This window comes from Winogradskyella psychrotolerans RS-3 (assembly GCF_000427335.1).
GTDB classification, from domain to species: Bacteria; Bacteroidota; Bacteroidia; order Flavobacteriales; family Flavobacteriaceae; genus Winogradskyella; species Winogradskyella psychrotolerans.
Genome location: NZ_ATMR01000091.1, coordinates 187,619 through 209,142, shown reverse-complemented (window position 1 = coordinate 209,142; position 21,524 = coordinate 187,619). Strand labels below are relative to the sequence as shown.

The following is a 21,524-nucleotide window of genomic DNA, read 5'->3' as shown; positions in this document are numbered from 1 at the left end:
TGTTTTACTTATTATAACGTAAACTTGTCAATTATGAGTATAGAAAAAATAACAAACTGTGAGCGTAATAGCTTTCAGAAACTTTTAAATTTTAGATAGTCACATCGATTTATGATGATTGGTTTAGCTATTGCCTTGTTGTCTATTGTTGGTATGTTTGTTCGTGCTTTTGTAATGGAAGATGATACGGAATGGATGAAATTATTATTGCAAAAAATTCTTTTGATAGGTATGTTAGTCATGTCGCTATCTAAAGATAAGGTTGAAGATGAGATGACCATTGCATTAAGGGCACAGTCTTATGCAATTGCCTTTGTAATTGGTGTTGTTTATGCTTTAGTAATGCCATATGTAGAATTTGGAGTTTCTAATATGGTAAATTCAGGTGGTGAAAATTTTAAAAACTTGGGTGATTTTCAGATGCTGTTATTTATGTTAATGATACAATTAATGTTTTATCACAATTTAAAACGTTATAGATAATGGAGAATACAATAAAAGTAGAACGTGCCATTTTAAGTTTAACACAAGATGATTTGGCGAAGCGAATAGGCGTGTCTAGGCAGACCATTAATTCTATTGAGGCTAATCGTTATGTGCCTTCAACGGTTTTAGCTTTAAAGCTTTCTGAAGTGTTTGGTAAACCAGTAAATGACTTTTTTAAATTAAGTGAAAATGACTAGTTTAGTATTATTCCTAGTCCATCTTATAATCTGTCTTATTTTTTAACGAGATTTAATAAATCGCTCTATAAAAGAGCTAATAATTCTTTCATTCCTTCGGTAGCTGATTTTACAATAACCGTTACTTTACCACTACTTCCAATCGCTGGTTTTGGGTCAATATAATAAATGGGTGTTTGGGTAGGTGCAAAATCTAGTAATCCTGCTGCAGGATACACTTGCATACTTGTACCAATAATCACTAAAATATCGGCTTGTTGACAAATTTCTACGGCTGTGTCAATCATAGGAACAGCTTCGCCGAACCATACGATATGTGGTCGGAGTTGATGTCCTTTTTCACAGGTATCGCCTAAATGAATATCTTCAGACCATGTTCTAATATCGTTTTCATATCCTGAACTTCGTATTTTACGCAGTTCACCATGTAAATGAATAACGTTACTACTACCTGTACGCTCATGTAAATCATCTACATTTTGAGTTATAATGCTCACTTTATAATTGTTTTCAAGTGCGGCAAGATCTTTATGTGCTTGGTTGGGTTCAACCTCTTTTAGTTGCTTTCGTCTTTCGTTATAAAAATTTAAGACTAATTCGGGATTGCGTTTAAAACCTTCTGGAGTAGCCACTTCCATAACATCGTGCCCTTCCCAAAGTCCGTCTGCATCTCTAAATGTTTTTATGCCACTTTCGGCACTCATGCCAGCTCCTGTTAGTACAACTATATGTTTCATGAGGTTAAATTTAAGGTTGATTTTAATGTTTTACTTCAATTTTTGCGCTTTTAACATACGCGTTTCATATTATAAAATTACTATTTTTGGGCTATGCAAGACCTTAAACTTCTAGAATACTTAGAAACATTCCTCACTGAAAGCCGTATTGAGCGTTTTAATAACGTTCTACTCAAACGTACAAAACATTTTACAGTGGCCACAGAAGATGTCTATCAATTGCACAACACGAGTGCTGTGATGCGTTCTTGCGATGTATTTGGTATACAGGAATTGAATATTGTAGAGGAAGTGAATTCAAAGAGTATCGATAGAGAAATTGCGATGGGAGCCCAAAAATGGGTGGACTTGAATCGCTATAATTCTATTTCAGATTGTATTACCGATTTAAAAAGCCAGGATTATCAAATAGTAGCCACAACTCCACACGTTGATGATTGTGAGTTAATAGATTTTGACATCACTAAAAAGTCATGTTTTTTCTTTGGTAGAGAAACTGAAGGCTTATCACAACAGGTTATTGATAATGCAGATTGCTTTTTGAAAATTCCAATGGTTGGCTTTACTGAAAGTTTAAATATTTCTGTTTCTGCTGCGATTATTCTTCAACATGTCACAGCACAATTGCGGAAATCATCTATAGAATGGCAATTAACTGAAGAAGAGATTATTCAAAAACGGTTTGATTGGATTAATAAAACTTTAAAAGATTACGATGCTATTGTAGAGCGTTACAAATTGAAAGGATAAATGTTGTAATTTTAAGGAACTAAAAACACATATTATGGTAGGTTGGTTTGAGATTCCCGTAAACGATATGGATCGTGCTAAAGCGTTTTATGAAACGGTTTTTAAAGTTGAAATTAAAGATGTAGAATTTGATGGATTAAAAATGGGCTGGTTTCCTGATAATAATGGAGGGTATGGCGCAACAGGAACACTTATAAAACAAAGTTCTTATATCCCAAGTAAGGAAGGTACATTGGTCTATTTTATGTCTAATGATGTTAAAATAGAACTCGATAGAGTAGAGGCTGCCGGTGGAAAACTAGGCCTAGAAAAAACCAAAATTTCTGATGAGAATGGTTTTATGGGAGTGTTTATTGATACTGAGGGTAATAGAGTGGCTTTACACTCTGAAGTTTAGAGGTTAGGTTTTAATCTCTTTTGTTTTTTCGCTCTTTACTTCTTTTGATCACTTTGTATTCTTCGTAACACTCGCTAATAGCATCCAATATTTGAAGGTCATTCGCAGTGTTAATGAAATCTTTAGAGTAGTTACATTGGTTAACTATTTCGTCTAAATCGAATTTTGTAACTTGTAAAAGCACTAATAACATTTCCCTATCAAAACGCTTAGATAACTGATTTCTAATCTCGTCATCTTCTTTCATTTTCTTTAATCGATGCATTTCGTTAGGCTTTCGGCCAAACATATTATATAAGAAATCTGCAGGATTAAATATGGCACCAAGTACTTTAGTTGCAATGTTTGGTTTACCAGCTTCATAACCTTGGCCAGGTAAACCAGAAATACGATAACGATTATTAGAGGTTACAGGAACCTGATTCATATCAACTTTTAAATAACCTGTTAGCTCTAGTTGTTTTACTGTTACTTCTTCTAATGCTAAAGCAAGTTCGGTCATTTCTATTTTGGTATTCCCAAATTTTAACCAGTCATTAGTCACTCTAACTTTAATAGATTTATAACCTAAATAAGATAAATGCAGTGTATCGTTGACTTTTGCTTTTATTTCAAAGACACCATCGTCGTCTGTTGCCGTTCCTATAACTTGATTAATGTTTACAATATTGGCTTCAGTTAAAGCTAAGCTCGTTGAAGCACTAACTATTGTTCCTTTGACTTTAGTAGGTGTTTGGGTTGCTGTACTGTCTTGGCTAAAACCACTGACCGTACTTACACAAAAAATTAAAATAAGTAGATATCGCATGCACATGTGTTACGAGGTAAAGGTAATAAAGAAAACGGATTTAACAGTTTGCATGCTTAGATTTGACTTAAAATTAACTTTTTTATGCATTAGGCATTGTTTTTGTTCTTCAAAAAAAATCCAAAACCTGAAAATTTTTCTTCAAGTTTTGGATTTTAATATTTATATTTTTTGAAATTTTCTATAGCTTCAAAAGCTTAATCACGTCTTCTAGAACGTCTTGGTCTTTCTGATCCAGATGTACTAGATTCTGAAGGACGTCTGTCTCCTCTAGAATCGTTGGACTTTCTATCTCCTCTGTCACTTCTATCACTAGTTCGTCTGTCACCTCGGTTTCCAGATCCACTATCATCAGAACGTCTACCGCCAGAGCGTCTTTCTCCTCTTGGTTTATCATCGCGTCTGCGACTTCCACCACCGCCACCAGAGCGTCTTTCACTTCCACCGCGACTTCTTCCACCGCCGCCGCCGCCGCGACTTCTTCCTCCTTTATCTTCACTCACTTCTACGTTAACAAAACGTCCGTCGTGTTTGAAATCTGTGAAAAAAGCAAGTACTTTTTCTTGTAATCCTTTTTCTGTATTAAAGAATGAAAAACTTTCTTTAACATCTACTTTAAAGACATCATCACGTCCTAATTCTAATTGTTCTTTTAAGAAATCTTTCAACTTCATCCAATCAAAGCCATCCTTACTACCTACGTTAATGAAATAACGAGAATCGTTAGATTGCTTGCTGTAATCGCGTCCACCATCACCATCTCTATCGCTTCCACGAGATTCTACTACACCTAAACCTTTCGATTTTTGATAATAATTGAAAAAACGGTTGAATTCTACAGAGAAGAATTTTTTGATTAACTCTTCTTTATCTGTATCTGCGAATAATTCGTTGATGCTTTCTAAATGCTTATCAATTTCATGATTCGTTTCAGTAGTATGTATTTTATTAGCTAAAGACATTAACTGCACTTCAACAATATCACCTCCAGAAGGAATTTCTTTCTTCTCAAACTGCTTCTTAATGATACGCTCTATGCTCTTTATCTTTCTAACTTCACTTTTAGAAACAATAACCATTGAGATACCAGTTTTACCAGCACGTCCTGTTCTACCAGATCTGTGTGTGTAAATTTCAGGTTCATCAGGTAATTGGTAATTAATAACGTGTGTAATATCATCAACATCAATACCACGAGCTGCAACATCTGTAGCAACTAACATTTGTATTTGGTTGTTACGGAAAGATTTCATCACCAAATCTCTTTGATTTTGGCTTAAATCTCCATGTAATGCTCCTGCAGAATAACCATCTTCAATTAAGTTTTCGGCTACTTTTTGAGTATCACGTTTTGTTCTACAGAAAATCACAGAAAATATATCTGGATTCGCATCTGCTAAACGTTTTAAAGCTTGGTAACGATCTCTTGCGTTTACTAAATAGTATTCGTGCGTTACGTTGCTTGTACTTTCATTTTTATTACCGACAGTAATTTCTGTTGGGTTGTCCATGAATTTCTTTGCAATCGTAGCCACTTCTTTAGGCATTGTTGCAGAGAATAACCATGTATTTTTTTCTAATGGTGTATGCGAAAGGATATCAGTAATATCTTCTTTGAAACCCATGTTTAGCATCTCATCAGCCTCATCTAAAACGCTGTATTTTATTTTAGAAATGTCAACCATTCTGCGGCTAATCATATCTTTCATACGTCCAGGAGTTGCTACAATAATTTGTGCACCACGTTTTACTTCTCTTGCTTGGTCCGAAATGCTCGATCCCCCATAAATGGCAACGACGTTTAAGCCTTTACAATATTTACCATAAAGTTTAAGTTCGTTGGTGATTTGTAAACAAAGTTCACGAGTAGGAGATAAGATAAGACCTTGTGTGGTTCTGCTATCAATATCTATTTTTTGCAACATCGGAAATCCGAACGCTGCAGTTTTCCCTGTACCAGTTTGTGCCAAAGCAACTAAGTCTTTGTCTTCTTCTAATAAAAGTGGGATTGCTTTTGATTGTACTTCACTTGGTTTTTCAAAACCTAAGTCCGTAATAGCTTTAAGAAGGTCTTCATTAAGACCTAATTCTTGGAATGTGCTCATTCTTGAGTATATGTATTCGATTATGTTCTGTTGGTGTTACAAAAGAAGCGAATCGACATACTAAACACTTAAACTTCTAGGTAACACATCCTCACTCTGAGGAATTTACAATATCCTATATTGGATTTTTTTGCAAGGTGCAAAGGTACAATAATTATTTGGATAATCAATATATGTTGTGTTTATTGGTCTCGTGTATGAATTCTAGTGGTCTATAGAGCGTGTTTATTACTTTTAAATACCTGTGGTCTAACTTTTTTATAGTTTAGCAAAGGTTAAACCATTGTTTTTTTTCTTGAATGACTTTTTCTTTTTTTGATGATATTTTCGTCTAGTCTTTATGAGTTTGTATCTAAAATCATCATAGAATAGGCTTATTAATAAGATGAAAGCTCCAATAATCAACGTGTTTAATTTTAAATTAACTTTTGAATAAAAGAATCCTCCAGCCAATCCACCTGCAAAAAAGAATAAAATAATGTAAATCCGCAATTTAATATTTGATTTCAGTTTTTCTTTTTTCGGATTATACTTCGCAAAGAATAATTGAGAAATATCAATACCTAAATCTGTAAAAAGACCTGTTAGGTGTGTTGTTCTTACTACAGCATTTGAAATTTTGGTAACAAAAGAGTTTTGAAGTCCCATTGCAAAAAGTAGGGTACAGATTATTAAATCAGGATATTTTATGGCTACAAAATTACTTAAGATTCCGACTGTTATTAAAATAAGACATTCAATTATTGTTGGCAACGCGAAAACATTGAGCCGTTTATTTTCTCTATACTTTTCAATTAGAAAACTAGATGAAAATGAACCAAATAAAAACGAAAAAATATAAAGAAAATATATCGTGCCTTTCCAAAATTCAAAATTAGCAACGTCATCAATAAAGAGCGCAAAATGACCTGTTACATTTGTCGTTAATTGCTTAAATGCTAAAAATCCTGTAACATTAACAATTCCGGCAACAAAAGATAAAATAATAGCAATTCGAAGGTTATGTGTTAAAGTTCTACTCTTTCCTTGATGTCTAAACATTATATCTCCATTTAGTTTAATTCTTCTATATTACCCACAATGATGAGCGTCTGTAGTAGTTACTAATATCAGATTATTCTAAAACTCATTCGGTCTGAATGAGCGAAGTTAGTTTTTTTGAAACCAAACCGTGAACGGAATGGCTATTTTAAAAATGCTACAAGTTGCTTTACTGCTAAACCTCTGTGTCCGATTTTATTTTTTTGCTCTAAAGTAATTTCGGCAAACGTTTTATCTAAACCATCAGCTTTAAAAATAGGGTCGTACCCAAAGCCACCTTCTCCGTGTTTCTCTTTTGTAATGCTACCTTTGCAAATACCCGTAAAAGTGTGAAGTTTTCCCTTGAGATGTAATGCGATTACGGTTTTAAATTGTGCATTTCGGTTGGGTTTATTTTTAAGCTCTGTAAGCAATTTTTTAGTGTTATCTTCAGCATTACGTTGTGGACCAGCATAACGTGCAGAATACACACCTGGTTCTCCGTTTAACGCTTCAACTTCTAAACCTGTATCATCAGCAAAACAATCGTAGCCATAATGTTCCTTAAGGTATTCTGCTTTCTGTATCGCATTACCTTCAATCGTAGTTTGGTTTTCAGGAATGTCTTCATCGCAAGTAATATCTTTTAAACTTACAAGTTTAATATGATCTGGTAACATCGATTGAACCTCTTTGAGTTTATTTAAGTTATTAGTTGCGAAAACAAGTTGCATAATATAGTATTAATTTAATGTAATTTTGCTTTTGTAAAAATAGCAATCTAAATTAGTATCATTAAACAAAACAATTTATTTAATCTAACAGCAATGGTAAAGCCCTTTCTATTATTACTTTTTTGTTTCAATTGCTTAAATCTATTTGCGCAAGATTTAGAAGATTTGGATTCTTTACTTGTAGATAGAGATATTGAAAATTATTCTCTTCGTGTATTTTCTAATTTTAAAGTCAATAAATTTAGTATTTCGGATGATGACTCTAAAGCAAAGTTTGTACCTAATAATAGATATGGTTTAGGTCTTGGTTTTGCTACGAAAAAAATTATATTAGATATTGCTGTTAATATAAAAAATCCAAATAAAGAAAAGACGAGTCGGTTCGATTTACAGGCTACAACGATTCTAAAAGATCAGAATTACGTAAAAATTTACACACAAGTATACAGAGGCTTTAATGCTAAAAATAATTTTGATGAACCTACCGTTTTTAGAGATGATATACGATCTGTAAGTGTTGGGCTTAATTATATGTATACTTTAGACGATATAGAGTTTTCGTATTCGCAATTAAAGGCAGGTTTGTCTAATAAAAATGATGATAACATATTTATAACCGGAGGTGTAGGGCTTTTTGGAAGTTTTGATTATTTCTCAGCAAAACCAAGTATATTATCAGAAACTACAAGTCCTTATTTTAGTGATGAAGGTGATATTAAAAGATATCAAGGATTATCATTTGGTGTATTAGCAGGATTAATTTCTTATTTTAAACTGCCAGAGAATATTACTGCAACTGTTAATGTAATGCCTGGAATAGGTTTGGTGAATAAAAAATTAACGCTCCAAGATGGAAGTTACAAACCGTCTAATCCAATGTTGTATAAATTGGATTTTCTTGTTGGTTTAAGCTATAATTTTAAACAGTATTATGTCAGTTTATCTTATAGCAATGATTTGTATAGCACTGATTTTGACTACGGCAATAATTATCTTCTAAATCTTACAAAAGCAAAATTAGCTATTGGTTATAAGTTTAATAAAAGGAATAAGTAATTCTATCAAATAATGGAATTTTATCAGCCTTATAAATAAGTGACTTTTTATGGATGGATTAGAAATTTTATCAATTAATTATGATATTTATCAGTGCTTAAACTGACTAAATCTTGTATCTTAGTGAAAAGAATAATTCATTAAAACAAGATAGATTATGACGGTAAATTTTCAATATGTAGACATTGATGTAAGTGATACACTTTCAGACCTAACAACGGAAAAATTAGAAAAATTAGCTAATAAATTTGAATTTCTTATTTCGGCTCAAGTATATTTTAAGCACGACGAGAAAGACCATGATTCAGGTAAAATTTGTAATATAGAATTAAGCTTACCTGGACCACGTATTTTTGCAACTTCTAATGAGAAGAATTACGAAATGGCTATGAGTGAAACAATTAACGATTTAACAAGACAACTTAAAAAACGAAAAGAAGTTTATAAAACACATTAGTATTAAGGTTTCAGTCGCAGTCACAGTTTTCATACAGTAAATTATGATGATTTTTTAAAACTGAAAGTATAATAGTATAAATCTCGGGTTAATTATACATCCGAGATTTTTTTGTTTTTTAAAGTATAAGTAAGCACTGAGATTGTATACTTATTTATGGTGATAAGGTTCATTTCTAAGAATTGTAAATCCTCTGTACAGTTGTTCTATAAAAAACAAACGCACCATTTGATGGGAAAACGTCATTTTAGATAAACCCAATTTCCCATTGGCTCTAGCATAAACGGCATCCGAAAATCCGTAAGGTCCACCAATCACAAAGATTAAGGTTTTAATTCCAGAATTCATGTGTTTTTGTAAATAACCAGAAAATGCTTCAGAATCCATTTGTTTTCCGTTTTCATCTAGTAGAATAAGCACATCAGAAGTTTGTGTTTTCGCTAAAATAAGCTCTCCTTCCTTATCTTTTTGTTGGGCTTCCGATAAGTTTTTACCTTTTTTAAATCAGGAATCACTTCAAATTCAAACTTAATATAAAAACCAAGCCGCTTTGAATAATCTGCAATTAATGCAATGAGGTTTTTATTGTCAGTTTTGCCTATCGCTATGAGTTTTATATTCATAATTCAAATTTACGATTTACAATTTATGATTTTAGATTTTTTTCCAATTTGTAATTCATAATTCTAAAATCGGATATCGTTAATCAATTTCCTATTTTTACACTAAATATGTATTCAGATGATTTCAAAAGCACAATTTGATAAAGAAATAGAGTTAGTAATTTCTAATGCCATCAGAGAAGATGTCGGTGATGGTGACCATAGTTCTTTGGCGTGTATTCCTGCTTCGGCTCAAGGAAAAGCAAAATTATTGGTCAAAGATAAAGGGGTTATTGCTGGTGTTGAGTTTGCAAAACTAGTTTTCTCCTATGTTGATGCTAATATGAAAGTTGAAACCTTAATAGAAGATGGACAAAAAGTTAAGCATGGAGACATTGTTTTTTATGTTGAAGGCGCTTCGCAATCTATTCTTAAAGCGGAACGTTTGGTTTTAAATGCAATGCAACGTATGAGTGCAATTGCGACTAAAACAAGAGAGTTTGTAGATTTATTAGAAGGTACAGGAACAAAAATTTTGGATACGCGTAAAACGACACCAGGTATTAGAGCTTTAGAAAAATGGGCTGTAAAAATTGGAGGTGGAGAGAACCATAGATTTGCCTTGTACGATATGATAATGCTAAAAGATAATCATATCGATTTTGCAGGTGGAGTTTCAAAAGCCATTAATTTAACAAAACAGTATTTGAAAGATACTAATCGTGATTTGAAAATTATTGTTGAAGCAAGAAATCTTGAAGAAATTAAAGAGATTTTAGACTGCGGTGGAGTCTATAGAATTCTTATCGATAATTTTAATTATGAAGATACGCGTAAAGCCGTAAAGCTTATTGGAGACCAATGCTTAACGGAGTCTTCAGGTGGCATTAATGAACACACACTTAGAAAATATGCAGAATGTGGAGTCGATTATATTTCGTCTGGTGCTTTAACCCATTCGGTACATAATAAAGATTTAAGCTTAAAAGCAGTATAATTTAGTTTGTAGTTAGTACAATTAATTGGAGATAATAAAGATGAGCTAAAGGCTAACAGCCAACAGCTAAAAACTAAACAATGACTAAACCTATAGAAGATAAATTAGATAAAATTCCGGTTTTAAATGTAATAATGCGTTTTTTTAAGCAGATTAAGCTACCAGGATTTGAAGGTTTATCTGTTTATGATTTGCTAGAGCTATACATTATGGGAATCGTCAATGGAGCACTTACAACAAGAGCAAGTGCCATTGCATTCAGTTTCTTTACGGCTATTTTCCCGTTTTTACTGTTCGTTATTATTGTGATTCCTTATATTCCTATTGACGGTTTTAGGGCTGATTTCTTAGATTTTCTGAATTCAATTTTACCTCCTCAAACTTCAGAATTCTTAATTGATAGTATTTTTAAAGATATGAGTAGCAATACCAGTGGTGGCTTAATATCTTCGGTGTTTTTATTGTCTATGTTTTTAATGGCTAACGGTGTAAATGCTGTTTTTTCGGGTTTTGAAACGTCTTATCATAAACAATTATATCGTAATGTATTTAAGCAGTATATGTTTGCGCTTGGCGTGGCTTTAATACTTGTTTTCTTTTGTTATTAACCGTAGCTGTATTTGGTTATTTTCAGATTTATATAATTCAACCTTTATATGAAGGTTTTAGTGGTCATGCATTTTCAGAAGACGACCAAGGATTAGGATGGATTATCTTTGCAAAGTATCTGTTCTTTGTTGTTATGGTCTATTTGGCCACCGCAACCTTGTATTATTTTGGAACTAAAGAAGGGAAGGAATCTAAATTCTTTTCGGTTGGTGCGTTACTAACCACCTTACTCATTATGTTAACGTCTTTTCTGTTCGGAATTTACATTGAAAATTTTTCGCAATATAATGAGCTTTATGGTTCTATCGGAGCCTTATTAATTCTGCTGCTTTATTTATGGCTCAATTCTAACATTATACTTTTAGGTTATGAGCTTAATGCATCACTTCAGTTTTTAAGGAAAACCCAAGAGCACGAAAAGAAATTAAGCAGAAAGATATTAAAGACTTAATTGAGTAAAATGCTTTAAAAATGCACCTTTACGTCGTACTGAAATTTATACGTTTAAAAAACCATCTCTAATCGCGATGGTTTTTTAAATTAAACCCATTACATTTGAGGTATAAACCTCTAAAACATTAATTATGATTAAAAACACTCTAGCATTTTTTATTTTGTTCACCGTGTTTTTTAATCTACCAGCTCAAGATATTTTAGGACAATGGAAAACAATAGATGATAACACAGGTGATGCAAAATCTATAGTTGAAATTTTTGAAGAAGATGGAAAAATATACGGTAAGATTATTGCTGTTTTCAATCCAGATGTAGAACATCGAAAGTGCATTGATTGTAGTGGCGAGCAAAAAGATCAACGTATTGTTGGCCTAGTCTTTATAGAGGGTTTAACTAAGAATCATAATGTTTATGATGGTGGTACCATTCTAAACCCTGAAAACGGGAGTACCTATAGATGTCGTCTTAAACTCGAAAACGATACAGATACGCTTCAAGTAAGAGGATATCTGGCTTTTTTCTACAGAACACAATATTGGAAACGCGTAAAATAATGCTGCATTTTATAGACGTCATATTGCCTATTCCGCTTCAAAAAGCGTTTACGTATCATATTACAGAAGCGGAGTCTCAATTTTTATCACCAGGAATGCGTGTATCTGTACCCTTTGGTAAGAGTAAAATTTATACGGCGTTAGTATACAGTATTCATAAAGATCCACCAACAGCTTACGATGCTAAAACCATTCATCAGATTATGGATGATGTGCCTGTTGTAACAGAAACGCAACTAAAGCATTGGGAGTGGATTTCTAGTTATTACATGTGTAGTTTGGGAGAAGTGATGCGAGCCGCTATGCCAAATGCATTTTTATTAGAAAGTGAAACTATAATCTCTAGAAATGAAAAAGTTAATATTGAAGCGTCTGAATTAAAAGACGAAGAATATTTGATTTATGAAGCCTTACAGCATCAATCCTCATTAAAGATAAATGATGTGGTCTCTATATTAGATAAAAAGCGCGTACTTCCTATTATCAATAGTTTGGTGGAAAAAGGTGTTTTAAATTTACAGGAAGAAATGTACGAAAAGTACACACCGAAATTAGTGCGGTATGTAAAGTTGCATCACAATCATAAATCACAAGAAAAACTACAGATATTACTTGAGGAATTGAGTCGTGCGCCAAAGCAGCGCGAAGTTGTGCTTACATTATTTACAATGGAATCCTCTCTAAAACAACCGATTAAAGTATCAGATTTAGCAGATCGGAGTGGTGCATCTACTTCGATAGTTAAAACCTTAATTGATAAAAATATTTTAGAGGAATATCACATTCAAGTCGATCGTGTTCAGTTTGATGGTGACGGGGATTCAGATGCTAAACGGTTAAGTGAAGCGCAGCAAGATGCTTATAACGAAGTTGAGGCTATCTTTAAAGAAAAATCAGTAGCCTTATTACATGGGGTGACGTCTTCTGGTAAAACCGAAATATACGTTCAACTCATTCAAAACCAATTAGACATTGGGAAACAAGTACTGTATTTGTTGCCCGAAATTGCTTTAACAACGCAATTGGTAGGTCGACTTCAAGATTATTTTGGAGACAAAGTGGCTGTTTTTCATTCGAGATACACAGGGAATGAAAGGGTAGAGGTTTGGCAAAATATGTTGGCTAATTCTGAAAAAGCCCAAGTGATCATTGGTGCGCGTTCCTCATTATTGCTGCCATTTCGTAATTTAGGACTCATCATTGTTGATGAAGAACACGAGTCGTCCTACAAACAATTCGATCCTGCACCACGCTATCATGCAAGAGATGCGGCAATCGTATTAGCAAACATATTTAAAGCAAAAACACTTTTAGGGTCTGCGACTCCAAGTTTAGAAAGCTATTTTAATGCTAGCCAAGGTAAATATGGATTGGTGGAATTAAATACACGTTACAACAATGTATTAATGCCAGATATTGAGCTGGTAGATTTAGCTGATAAGTACAAGCGGAAACGCATGAAAGGTCATTTTAGCGATAGATTAATCCAAGAAATGACAGAAACTTTAGAAGAGGGATTTCAAATTATCTTGTTTCAAAATAGACGTGGTTTTTCTCCGATCATAGAATGTACCAGCTGTGGTACGTCGCCTCAATGTCCTAATTGTGATGTGAGTTTAACGTATCATCAATATCGCGATCAATTGCGCTGTCATTATTGTGGGTATAACTCTGTTATGCTAAAAAGTTGTCAAGCTTGTGGTAATTCAACCTTAGATACTAAAGGTTTTGGTACAGAGCAAATAGAACAAGAAGTAAAAGTGTTATTTCCGGATAAGAAAGTGGCACGAATGGATTTAGATACCACACGAGGGAAATACGGTTTTGAGAAGATAATAAATAGTTTTGAGCAGCGTGAAGTTGATATTTTGGTTGGAACACAGATGCTAACTAAAGGCTTAGATTTTAGATTTGTAAAGTTAGTAGGTATCATGAATGCTGACAACTTACTTAACTTCCCGGATTTTAGAGCGCATGAGCGGAGTTATCAATTAATGGCTCAGGTGTCTGGTAGAGCAGGACGCACAGATTTGCGTGGAAAGGTTTTAATTCAGACTTATAATCCGCATCATAACATTTTGCAACAAGTGTCTACAAATGCTTACAAAGAGATGTTTGCGGAGCAGATGAACGAGCGTTATAATTTTAAATATCCACCTATTTTTAGGTTGATTAAAATTACGTTTAAGCATAAAGATTATGATCGTGTTAATTTGGCTGCTGATTGGTATGCAAAATCTTTAAAGCAATTATTTAAGGCGAATGTATTAGGTCCGGAATTTCCTCCCGTATCAAGAATTCGAAATTTATACCACAAGAATATTTTGGTTAAAATCCCTCAGAACCAATCTTTAGCAAAAACAAAAGAGGCCATTAGAAAGATAGATAATAGTTTTAATGCGGTAAAAGATTTTAGACCAGTAAGAGTTATAATTAATGTGGATAATTATTAAGACCTAGCAGGTTTTAAAAACCTTGCAGGTCTAGACAGAGTAAGTGATCAGTTTCATAATGGTTTTGATGGCCCTCAGGCAGTATTGTTCCTTTTAGGATACAATTAGTATAACTAACTTTTTTACAAATGATTGAAGTTTTTTAACAAAACAAATTGTACTAAAGAAACTTGAATATTCTTGATCAGTATTACCTCTTCAGGGGTGTTAAAATCCAATAATTTGTTAACCCATAAATTTTAAAATAAAAAAATCCTAAGCAAGTGCTCAGGATTTTTTAAAATTATAATGTAATGCTTTTAATGTTAATGTAATGTTCTACATATTATTTAAAGCATCTACTAATTGGGTCTTTTTATTTCGACTCAATGGAATCTCATATGCGCCAACTTCAACATTTTTACTGTTAAAACGGTCAATTTTATCGAGATTCACAATATAAGATTTATGAATTCTTAAAAATTTACCTTCAGGCAATTCGCTTTCAAACGCTTTCATTGTTGATAGAACAACTAAGCTGTTTTCTTCTGTTACTACTTTAACGTAATCTCCAAGTGCTTCAATCCATTTAATATCTTTAATATAAACTTTACGTTTTTTAAGATTACTTTTTACGAAGATATGCTCACCATCAGTTTCATTAAAGTCTAGTTTTAATTTGTGCTGCTCTATAGCTTTTTCTACGGCAACATTAAAACGTTCTTTAGTAATTGGTTTCTGAAGATAATCGGTGGCATCGTAATTAAATGCTTTAAAAGCATACTCGGTTTTGCCGGTAACAAAAATAATTTGGGGTTTGTTGTTGAGTACATCTAGCAACTCAAAACCGTTTAATACAGGCATCTCTATATCTAAGAAGATAAGATCTACTTTATGGGTATTAAGACCGTTTTTTGTTTCTAACGCACTGCTATACTCTGCAATAAGGTTAAGCGAAGAATGATTCTCGATTAACTTTACTATAGAGAGGCGCTGAATCGCAGAATCATCAACAACTACACAGTTTAAAGTCATAACATTATTAATTTTAGGTTAAGATATCGACAATAGTACGATAAATTCGGTTAAAAAACAAATAATGCCGACAAACCGTAGTATTTAACATTATTTAAATGATATAAAATCCTTTTAAATTTTACCTTCAAAAACGTTGTCAAATATAGAAATTATATGTATTTTTGCAGCCGTTTTTAACAATAAACAAAATTATTTATTATGAATCATTATGAAACTGTTTTCATCTTAAATCCCGTTTTATCTGAAGACCAGATAAAGGAGACAGTAAAGAAATATGAGGATTTCCTCGTTTCTAAAGGAGCTAAGATGGTATCAAAAGAAGATTGGGGACTAAAAAAATTAGCCTACCCAATTCAAAACAAAAAAAGTGGTTTTTACCATTTATTTGAGTACACTGTTGCTGGAGAAGCAATTGAGCCTTTAGAGGTGGAATTTAGACGTGATGAGCGTTTTATGCGTTACTTAACTGTGAAATTAGACAAACATGCTATTTCATGGGCTGAGAGAAGAAGAGAAAAAATGAGAGTTAAAGCAAAAGCAAAAGCGTAATTATGTCATCAATAGAACAACAAGCAAAAGGAAAAAAAGACGGCGAAATTAGATATTTAACTCCGTTAAATATTGAGACGTCCAAAGTTAAGAAGTATTGTCGTTTCAAGAAGTCTGGAATCAAGTATGTAGATTATAAAGATGCAGATTGGTTACTAGGTTTTGTAAACGAACAAGGTAAATTACTACCAAGACGTTTAACAGGAACCTCTTTAAAGTATCAAAGAAAAGTATCTGTGGCAGTAAAAAGAGCTAGACATTTAGCACTTATGCCATATGTAGCTGATTTATTAAAATAAAATATCATAACACAATGGAACTTATATTAAAACAAGACGTTGATAATTTAGGATTTAAAGACGATATTGTATCTGTTAAGAACGGTTATGGTAGAAATTTTTTAATTCCTCACGGACAAGCTGTAATGGCAACTTCTTCTGCTAAGAAAGTATTAGCAGAAACTTTAAAGCAAAGAGCTTATAAAGAAAAAACTATTATTGCTGATGCACAAAAAACTGCTGATGCTATAAAAGGTTTAGATATTAAAATCACAGCTAAAGCTGGAACTGGTGCAACTGCTGGAGATAAATTATTTGGTTCTATAACCACTATGGATTTAGCTGCTGCATTTAAAAATGCTGGTCACGATGTTGATAAGAAATTTATTTCTATCAATGGTGGTAACATTAAGCGTTTAGGTCAGTACGAAGCTGCAATTAGATTACATAGATCAGTAACTGTAGATTTAACTTTCGAAGTTATTGCTGACGCATAATCTTTTTATTACTAATTTTAAAAACCGTTTAGTTTACTAAGCGGTTTTTTTATAGTTTTTTTTAGAATAGGATAAGGACTTTAATCAAGCAGTTTTTTAAACGGTTTTAACATGAAATATTTTCTATTAATTTTTACATTTTGCGCTTTAATTAGTTGCAAACAATCTACAGAAACGGCTAAAAGTTCTGAGGTACAAGCTTCTAAGCTTATAGCGCTTTTTAAAGCTTCTAATTCTGGTTATCCGAATATTAGTGTGCATCGAGGCGGTAAAGGGCTTGTAAACTATCCTGAAAACGGTTTAGAGACTCTAAAATATGTTAATGATAGTATTGTTGCCGTTTATGAAGTTGATGTCGCACAAACTAAAGATGGGCACTTAGTTTTACTTCACGATAAAACTATTGATAGAACCACCACAGGAACTGGAAAAGTCGATGAATTAACATACAATGAATTGAAGCAATTCAATTTGATAGATGATCATGGTAATGAAACCACTTTTAAAATCCCTTTGTTTTCAGACGTATTAGACTGGTGTGTAAAACAGAATGTCATTCTTACTGTAGACATTAAAAAAACGGTGAGTCAAAAAGTTGTTATAGACGCTATTAAAACAGCTAAAGCAGAAGATCATAGCATCATTATAACCTACGATGTAGAACAGGCTATTTCTGCGTATCAATTAGCACCACAATTATTATTATCTGTTTCAGCAAGAAATGATGAAGAATTCGAACGTTTATTAGATGCCAAAATACCAACGGAAAATATGTTAGCCTTTACCGGAACACGCTTATCAGACGAATCGTTTTTTTAAGAGATTACACGATAATAATATTGTTTGCATGTTAGGTACTTTAGGAAACTTAGATAAAAGTGCAGAAGCTAAAGGAGATGAATTATATCGTCAATGGAAAGAAAAAGGGGCAGATATTATGGCAACTGACAGACCTTTTGAAGCTTTTAAGGCTGTAAATTAATTTTAGAAATAAGAATTTACTGAAAATGAAATATGCATGTTCTCAAGGTATAAATTGAGAAACAGCTAACAGTACTTGACTATAAATAAAGTAATTATTAAAACACATGAAATATTCAAGATTAACTAAAGAACAATTTGAAGAATTACACCAAGAATTCATCAACTTTCTAGCGACACAATCTATTACAGGTGATGAGTGGGAAGATATTAAAAAGAATAAACCAGAAGCTGCTGAGCAAGAATTAGATGTGTTTAGCGATTTGGTATGGTTTGGTGTCTTAAGTAAAGTGGAATATTTAGAACATATTTCTCCACAACAAATCCACCTTTTTCAATGCAATGAAAAGAGTATGCGTTTAATTGCTTTAAAAATTGATATTGAAGAAGTAGATTTTACAACTAAAGAAGGTTTTGAATGGTTGAGAAATAATTTACTATCAGATGCTATCGAGTTTTTTAATGCTAAAAAAGAGTATTCAGACGATAAGCATCTAGACTTATTCAAAATGATTCAGTCTGGAGCGAACATTACAAAGGGTGAATTGTTTAATTATTTCGCCGATTTAATAAAAGGATAAATTCCTGCGAAGGCAGGAATCTCTTAGTAAATATAAAACTAAGCTAGGATCAATGTAATTTGGTAGCAAATATGTTATTTATGCTTGAAATTAGAGGTTAATGCTTTTGTTGTTTACTAACAATTCTGAATCATTGAATTTAGTAAGCCATGTAATTAATAATACCTCTTTTATAATTCCTGCTTTCGCAGGAATTTATTTACTCATAACGTAAAGACTCAATAGGATCTAATTTCGCTGCTTTTGTTGCAGGATACAATCCTGATATTACAGCCACAATAAAAGCAATACTCGTTGCCCAAATCATCGCTACCCATGGTGTTGAAAATTCAAGGTTAAAACCTTTAGCGACTGCTAAACCAATCAGAATCCCAAGAATAGTTCCTAAAAGACCACCGAGCTGACCAATAATTATAGTTTCCATAAAAAACTGAAAGGCAATCGTTTTACTTTTAGCGCCAAGTGCTTTTCTCACACCAATTTCTCTGGTTCGCTCACTTACCGAAACTAACATTATATTCATAAGTGCAATCGTAGATCCAAAAATGGTGATAATACTAATAATCCAGGCCGCAACATAAAGTGCCGCTGTGTTTTGCGCAACTTGGTTCAGTAAATCTTCACTACGTTCTATACCAAAATCATTTTTTTCAATAGGGTTGAGGCCTCTAATATTTCGGAATGTTAGTATCGCATCATCTTGCGCAGCTTCTAGCATATTAGACTTATCTACTTTAACACTTAAGCTGTAATTAATATTTGCATTCGTAAAAATTGAACGTGCTTTTTGAAGCGGCATAAATACTCGTAAATCTTGGTTATTACCAAACGTAGAACCTTTTTCTTTCAATACACCAACCACCTTAAATTTAGAACCTCTAATACTTATGGTTTTTCCAACAGGATTTTCAACAGGAAACAACGCTTTTTGCAAATCGCTACCAATAACACAAACAGCATTACTATTATCAATATCAAATACATTTAAAGAACGCCCGTTTTCAACCTCTAAACCAGAGTTTTCAAGATAAAATTCATTAGCACCCAATACAGCTACTTCCGGATCCGTTTTTTTACTGTCATATTTTACCTCAGCAGTAGAAGTCCCATAGAATGATACGGCGACTTTAGTAAACGGGAAGTTGTAATTATCTTCAAAATCTTTAACGTTACGATAATCAATTACAGGATTTATCTTTTGGCGTTCTCTACTGCTTTGGCGTTGCGCAGTAAATTCATAACGTTGAAAATTAAAGGTATTAGAACCCATAGAAGAAAAATTACTAGCAATAGTATTCTCTAAGGCAGACACTCCACTTAAAATGCCGACCAATGCCATAATACCAATCGCGATAATTAAAACCGTTAGGATAGTACGTAATAGTTGGCTTTTTATAGAGTCGAAAGCAATTCTAATATTCTCTTTAGCTAATGAAAACATAGTTTTTTGTCGCGTTAGTTGGGTTGTTTAATCTATAAGACTACTTAAACAGCATAAAGTTACTATAAAAATGAATTATCTTAGTAAGACCTCTAAAAAATATAATATTTTTGTGTCTCAATAGTAGAAACTATAAAGTTTCTACTATTGAGACACACTGAGCATTGGCGAGAGACAAAATGTATTTTGTTGCGAAGGTACACAAGCGTAGCTTGTCGAAGTGTTTTTTAATAGAAACACATGTTGTAACATAAAGTTGTTTCGACAATTCTCAAGAATAAAAATAAAGTTTCACTTAAAGAGATTCCTGCTTTCGCAGGAAGTAAATATGGCACAGAAACCAAGCATCCCAAAAGGTACAAGAGATTTTAACGCAGAGGAAGTCGCAAAGCGTTCTTATATCATGGAAACGATAAAAGAGCAATTTCAAGTTTTCGGATTTCAACCTATTGAAACGCCAAGCTTTGAAAACTCAGAAACTTTAATGGGAAAATATGGTGATGAAGGAGACCGTTTGATTTTTAAGATTTTAAATAGTGGTGAATTTTTAAAGAAAATTTCAGAGGAAGATTATTCGTCTAAATCTGAGAGTTTAATTACACCTAAAATTTCAGAAAAAGCCTTGCGTTACGACCTAACAGTCCCCTTTGCACGTTACGTCGTACAACACCAAAACGACATCGAATTCCCATTTAAACGTTATCAGATTCAACCCGTTTGGCGCGCAGACCGTCCACAAAAAGGACGTTTTAGAGAGTTTTTTCAATGTGATGCTGATGTGGTAGGTTCTAAATCTTTGTTTCAAGAAGTAGAATTTGTACAGTTGTACGATGCTGTGTTTTCAGCGTTAGAATTAGAAGGAGTAACCATAAAAATCAATAATCGTAAAATCTTATCTGGTATAGCCGAGGTGATTGGTGCACAAGATAAACTCATTGATTTTACCGTGGCTTTAGATAAATTAGATAAAATCGGTGAAGAGAAGGTAAAAGAAGAAATGCGAGGTAAAGGCATTTCGGAAGATGGCATTACTAAGCTTCAACCTTTATTTACTTTAAAAGGAGATTTCGGCAATCAGATTGAAAGTTTAAAATCTATTTTAAGCACTTCTGAAATCGGCTTAAAAGGTATTGAAGAACTCGAATTTATAAACACAGCCATTTCAAACTTAAAACTAAAAACAGCAACCTTACAATTAGATGTCACGCTAGCAAGAGGTTTAAATTATTACACAGGTGCTATTTTTGAAGTCTCAGCACCCGAAGGTGTAAAAATGGGCTCCATTGGTGGAGGTGGTCGTTACGACGATCTTACCGGAATCTTTGGTCTTAAAGATATGAGTGGAGTAGGGATTAGCTTTGGTTTAGATCGTATTTACTTGGTTTTAGAGGAATTAAATTTATTTCCATCAACCATAGCCGAATCTACAAAAGTACTCTTCATTAATTTCGGAGATAAAGAAGCCATGTTTAGTTTGGGAGCGGTAACTAAGTTAAGACAAGCTCATATAACAGCGGAGCTGTTTCCAGATGCTGCTGTTTCTGGTAAACAAATGAAAAAACAAATGAATTATGCGAATCGTCGTAACATTCCTTTTGTTGTAATCATGGGGGAGGAAGAATTAAAATCAGAGGTATTCACCTTAAAAAATATGGCTTCAGGCGAACAGCATAAAGTAGATTTTGATGCGCTTTTAGACTTATTAAAATAAAGAAAGCCTCAGCTTTTTACAAACTGAGACTTTCTAATCATCACTAACTAA

General features: G+C 33.0%; 23 protein-coding genes and 2 pseudogenes. 17 read left to right on the top strand and 8 right to left on the bottom strand.

All coding sequences use genetic code 11. From position 1 onward, the window contains the following. The first annotated feature begins 111 nt into the window (after positions 1 to 111). Both ADIWIN_RS07595 and ADIWIN_RS07590 read left to right on the top strand, forming a co-directional pair. The gene (locus tag ADIWIN_RS07595; protein ID WP_152487230.1) at positions 112 to 483 is read left to right on the top strand and encodes a hypothetical protein; all 372 of its coding nucleotides are present in this window, start codon (positions 112 to 114) and stop codon (positions 481 to 483) included. Beyond that, a complete protein-coding gene (locus tag ADIWIN_RS07590; RefSeq protein WP_020894461.1) occupies positions 483 to 683 on the top strand; it encodes a helix-turn-helix transcriptional regulator in 201 nt (66 codons plus the stop codon). The genes ADIWIN_RS07595 and ADIWIN_RS07590 overlap by 1 nt, the downstream gene beginning before the upstream one ends. Positions 684 to 748: 65 nt before the next feature. Here ADIWIN_RS07590 and ADIWIN_RS07585 read toward each other — a convergent pair whose 3' ends face one another. Next, positions 749 to 1,420, bottom strand: coding sequence for an SIR2 family NAD-dependent protein deacylase (locus tag ADIWIN_RS07585; RefSeq protein WP_020894460.1), 672 nt, complete (start codon positions 1,418 to 1,420; stop codon positions 749 to 751). Positions 1,421 to 1,513: 93 nt separating this feature from the next. Here ADIWIN_RS07585 and ADIWIN_RS07580 point away from each other — a divergent pair, with 93 nt between their 5' ends. Both ADIWIN_RS07580 and ADIWIN_RS07575 read left to right on the top strand, forming a co-directional pair. Further along, on the top strand, positions 1,514 to 2,170 hold the full coding sequence (locus ADIWIN_RS07580; RefSeq protein WP_020894459.1) for a TrmH family RNA methyltransferase: 657 nt from the start codon (positions 1,514 to 1,516) through the stop codon (positions 2,168 to 2,170). A 34-nt stretch (positions 2,171 to 2,204) separates the two neighbouring features. Continuing rightward, positions 2,205 to 2,567 (top strand): VOC family protein, encoded by a 363-nt coding sequence (locus ADIWIN_RS07575; protein ID WP_020894458.1) that lies wholly within the window; start codon positions 2,205 to 2,207, stop codon positions 2,565 to 2,567. A 10-nt stretch (positions 2,568 to 2,577) separates the two neighbouring features. Here ADIWIN_RS07575 and ADIWIN_RS07570 read toward each other — a convergent pair whose 3' ends face one another. The 4 genes from ADIWIN_RS07570 to ADIWIN_RS07555 all read right to left on the bottom strand — a co-directional run bounded on the left by ADIWIN_RS07570 (position 2,578) and on the right by ADIWIN_RS07555 (position 7,234). Further along, the gene (locus ADIWIN_RS07570) at positions 2,578 to 3,381 is read right to left on the bottom strand and encodes a carboxypeptidase-like regulatory domain-containing protein (protein ID WP_081669544.1); all 804 of its coding nucleotides are present in this window, start codon (positions 3,379 to 3,381) and stop codon (positions 2,578 to 2,580) included. Positions 3,382 to 3,572: 191 nt separating this feature from the next. Continuing rightward, on the bottom strand, positions 3,573 to 5,480 hold the full coding sequence (locus tag ADIWIN_RS07565) for a DEAD/DEAH box helicase (RefSeq protein ID WP_020894456.1): 1,908 nt from the start codon (positions 5,478 to 5,480) through the stop codon (positions 3,573 to 3,575). A gap of 258 nt (positions 5,481 to 5,738) precedes the next feature. Continuing rightward, positions 5,739 to 6,521: a YoaK family protein gene (locus ADIWIN_RS07560; protein ID WP_020894455.1), complete on the bottom strand. Its 783-nt coding sequence runs from the start codon at positions 6,519 to 6,521 to the stop codon at positions 5,739 to 5,741. Between the two features lie 143 nt (positions 6,522 to 6,664). After that, positions 6,665 to 7,234 carry a non-canonical purine NTP diphosphatase gene (locus tag ADIWIN_RS07555; protein ID WP_020894454.1) on the bottom strand — a complete coding sequence of 190 codons (570 nt, stop codon included), beginning with the start codon at positions 7,232 to 7,234 and terminating at the stop codon, positions 6,665 to 6,667. Between the two features lie 165 nt (positions 7,235 to 7,399). Between ADIWIN_RS07555 and ADIWIN_RS07550 the strand changes: the two genes are divergently transcribed. Together ADIWIN_RS07550 and hpf are read left to right on the top strand one after the other, a co-directional pair. Continuing rightward, positions 7,400 to 8,290 carry a DUF4421 family protein gene (locus ADIWIN_RS07550; RefSeq protein WP_020894453.1) on the top strand — a complete coding sequence of 297 codons (891 nt, stop codon included), beginning with the start codon at positions 7,400 to 7,402 and terminating at the stop codon, positions 8,288 to 8,290. Positions 8,291 to 8,447: 157 nt separating this feature from the next. After that, positions 8,448 to 8,747: a ribosome hibernation-promoting factor, HPF/YfiA family gene (gene hpf / locus ADIWIN_RS07545; RefSeq protein WP_020894452.1), complete on the top strand. Its 300-nt coding sequence runs from the start codon at positions 8,448 to 8,450 to the stop codon at positions 8,745 to 8,747. A 150-nt stretch (positions 8,748 to 8,897) separates the two neighbouring features. On the opposite strand, the pseudogene rlmH reads toward hpf, so the two are convergent. Continuing rightward, positions 8,898 to 9,370, bottom strand: a pseudogene (gene rlmH / locus ADIWIN_RS07540) (23S rRNA (pseudouridine(1915)-N(3))-methyltransferase RlmH). Between the two features lie 118 nt (positions 9,371 to 9,488). Between rlmH and nadC the strand changes: the two are divergent. From nadC to priA, 4 genes and pseudogenes are all read left to right on the top strand, one after another. Continuing rightward, entirely contained in the window at positions 9,489 to 10,346 is an 858-nt protein-coding gene (gene nadC, locus ADIWIN_RS07535; RefSeq protein ID WP_020894449.1) for a carboxylating nicotinate-nucleotide diphosphorylase, read from the top strand. A gap of 80 nt (positions 10,347 to 10,426) precedes the next feature. Beyond that, positions 10,427 to 11,406 (top strand): annotated as a pseudogene (locus ADIWIN_RS07530) (YihY/virulence factor BrkB family protein). A gap of 133 nt (positions 11,407 to 11,539) precedes the next feature. Further along, positions 11,540 to 11,965, top strand: coding sequence for a DUF2147 domain-containing protein (locus ADIWIN_RS07525; RefSeq protein WP_020894446.1), 426 nt, complete (start codon positions 11,540 to 11,542; stop codon positions 11,963 to 11,965). Beyond that, positions 11,965 to 14,418, top strand: a complete 2,454-nt coding sequence (gene priA / locus ADIWIN_RS07520; RefSeq protein WP_020894445.1) for a replication restart helicase PriA — start codon at positions 11,965 to 11,967, stop codon at positions 14,416 to 14,418. The genes ADIWIN_RS07525 and priA overlap by 1 nt, the downstream gene beginning before the upstream one ends. Positions 14,419 to 14,736: 318 nt before the next feature. Here the strand turns inward: priA and ADIWIN_RS07515 are convergent, their stop codons facing one another. Further along, positions 14,737 to 15,432: a LytR/AlgR family response regulator transcription factor gene (locus ADIWIN_RS07515; protein ID WP_020894444.1), complete on the bottom strand. Its 696-nt coding sequence runs from the start codon at positions 15,430 to 15,432 to the stop codon at positions 14,737 to 14,739. 201 nt (positions 15,433 to 15,633) lie between these two features. Here ADIWIN_RS07515 and rpsF point away from each other — a divergent pair, with 201 nt between their 5' ends. The 6 genes from rpsF (at position 15,634) to ADIWIN_RS07490 (ending at position 18,321) form a co-directional block, all read left to right on the top strand. Next, positions 15,634 to 15,984: a 30S ribosomal protein S6 gene (rpsF, locus tag ADIWIN_RS07510; protein WP_020894443.1), complete on the top strand. Its 351-nt coding sequence runs from the start codon at positions 15,634 to 15,636 to the stop codon at positions 15,982 to 15,984. Beyond that, positions 15,984 to 16,283, top strand: coding sequence for a 30S ribosomal protein S18 (gene rpsR / locus ADIWIN_RS07505; RefSeq protein ID WP_173588564.1), 300 nt, complete (start codon positions 15,984 to 15,986; stop codon positions 16,281 to 16,283). Before rpsF ends, rpsR begins: the two co-directional genes overlap by 1 nt. A 14-nt stretch (positions 16,284 to 16,297) precedes the next feature. Then, positions 16,298 to 16,759 (top strand): 50S ribosomal protein L9, encoded by a 462-nt coding sequence (gene rplI, locus ADIWIN_RS07500; protein WP_020894441.1) that lies wholly within the window; start codon positions 16,298 to 16,300, stop codon positions 16,757 to 16,759. A 111-nt stretch (positions 16,760 to 16,870) separates the two neighbouring features. Further along, on the top strand, positions 16,871 to 17,578 hold the full coding sequence (locus tag ADIWIN_RS07495) for a glycerophosphodiester phosphodiesterase family protein (RefSeq protein ID WP_020894440.1): 708 nt from the start codon (positions 16,871 to 16,873) through the stop codon (positions 17,576 to 17,578). 28 nt (positions 17,579 to 17,606) lie between these two features. Then, entirely contained in the window at positions 17,607 to 17,741 is a 135-nt protein-coding gene (locus tag ADIWIN_RS21625; RefSeq protein WP_020894439.1) for a glycerophosphoryl diester phosphodiesterase, read from the top strand. Positions 17,742 to 17,847: 106 nt separating this feature from the next. Then, positions 17,848 to 18,321, top strand: a complete 474-nt coding sequence (locus tag ADIWIN_RS07490) for a DUF6495 family protein (protein ID WP_020894438.1) — start codon at positions 17,848 to 17,850, stop codon at positions 18,319 to 18,321. 199 nt (positions 18,322 to 18,520) lie between these two features. Here the strand turns inward: ADIWIN_RS07490 and ADIWIN_RS07485 are convergent, their stop codons facing one another. Beyond that, the gene (locus tag ADIWIN_RS07485) at positions 18,521 to 19,762 is read right to left on the bottom strand and encodes an ABC transporter permease (protein ID WP_020894436.1); all 1,242 of its coding nucleotides are present in this window, start codon (positions 19,760 to 19,762) and stop codon (positions 18,521 to 18,523) included. Positions 19,763 to 20,090: 328 nt separating this feature from the next. Here ADIWIN_RS07485 and hisS point away from each other — a divergent pair, with 328 nt between their 5' ends. Then, on the top strand, positions 20,091 to 21,473 hold the full coding sequence (gene hisS, locus ADIWIN_RS07480) for a histidine--tRNA ligase (protein ID WP_020894435.1): 1,383 nt from the start codon (positions 20,091 to 20,093) through the stop codon (positions 21,471 to 21,473). The last annotated feature ends 51 nt before the right edge of the window (positions 21,474 to 21,524 follow it).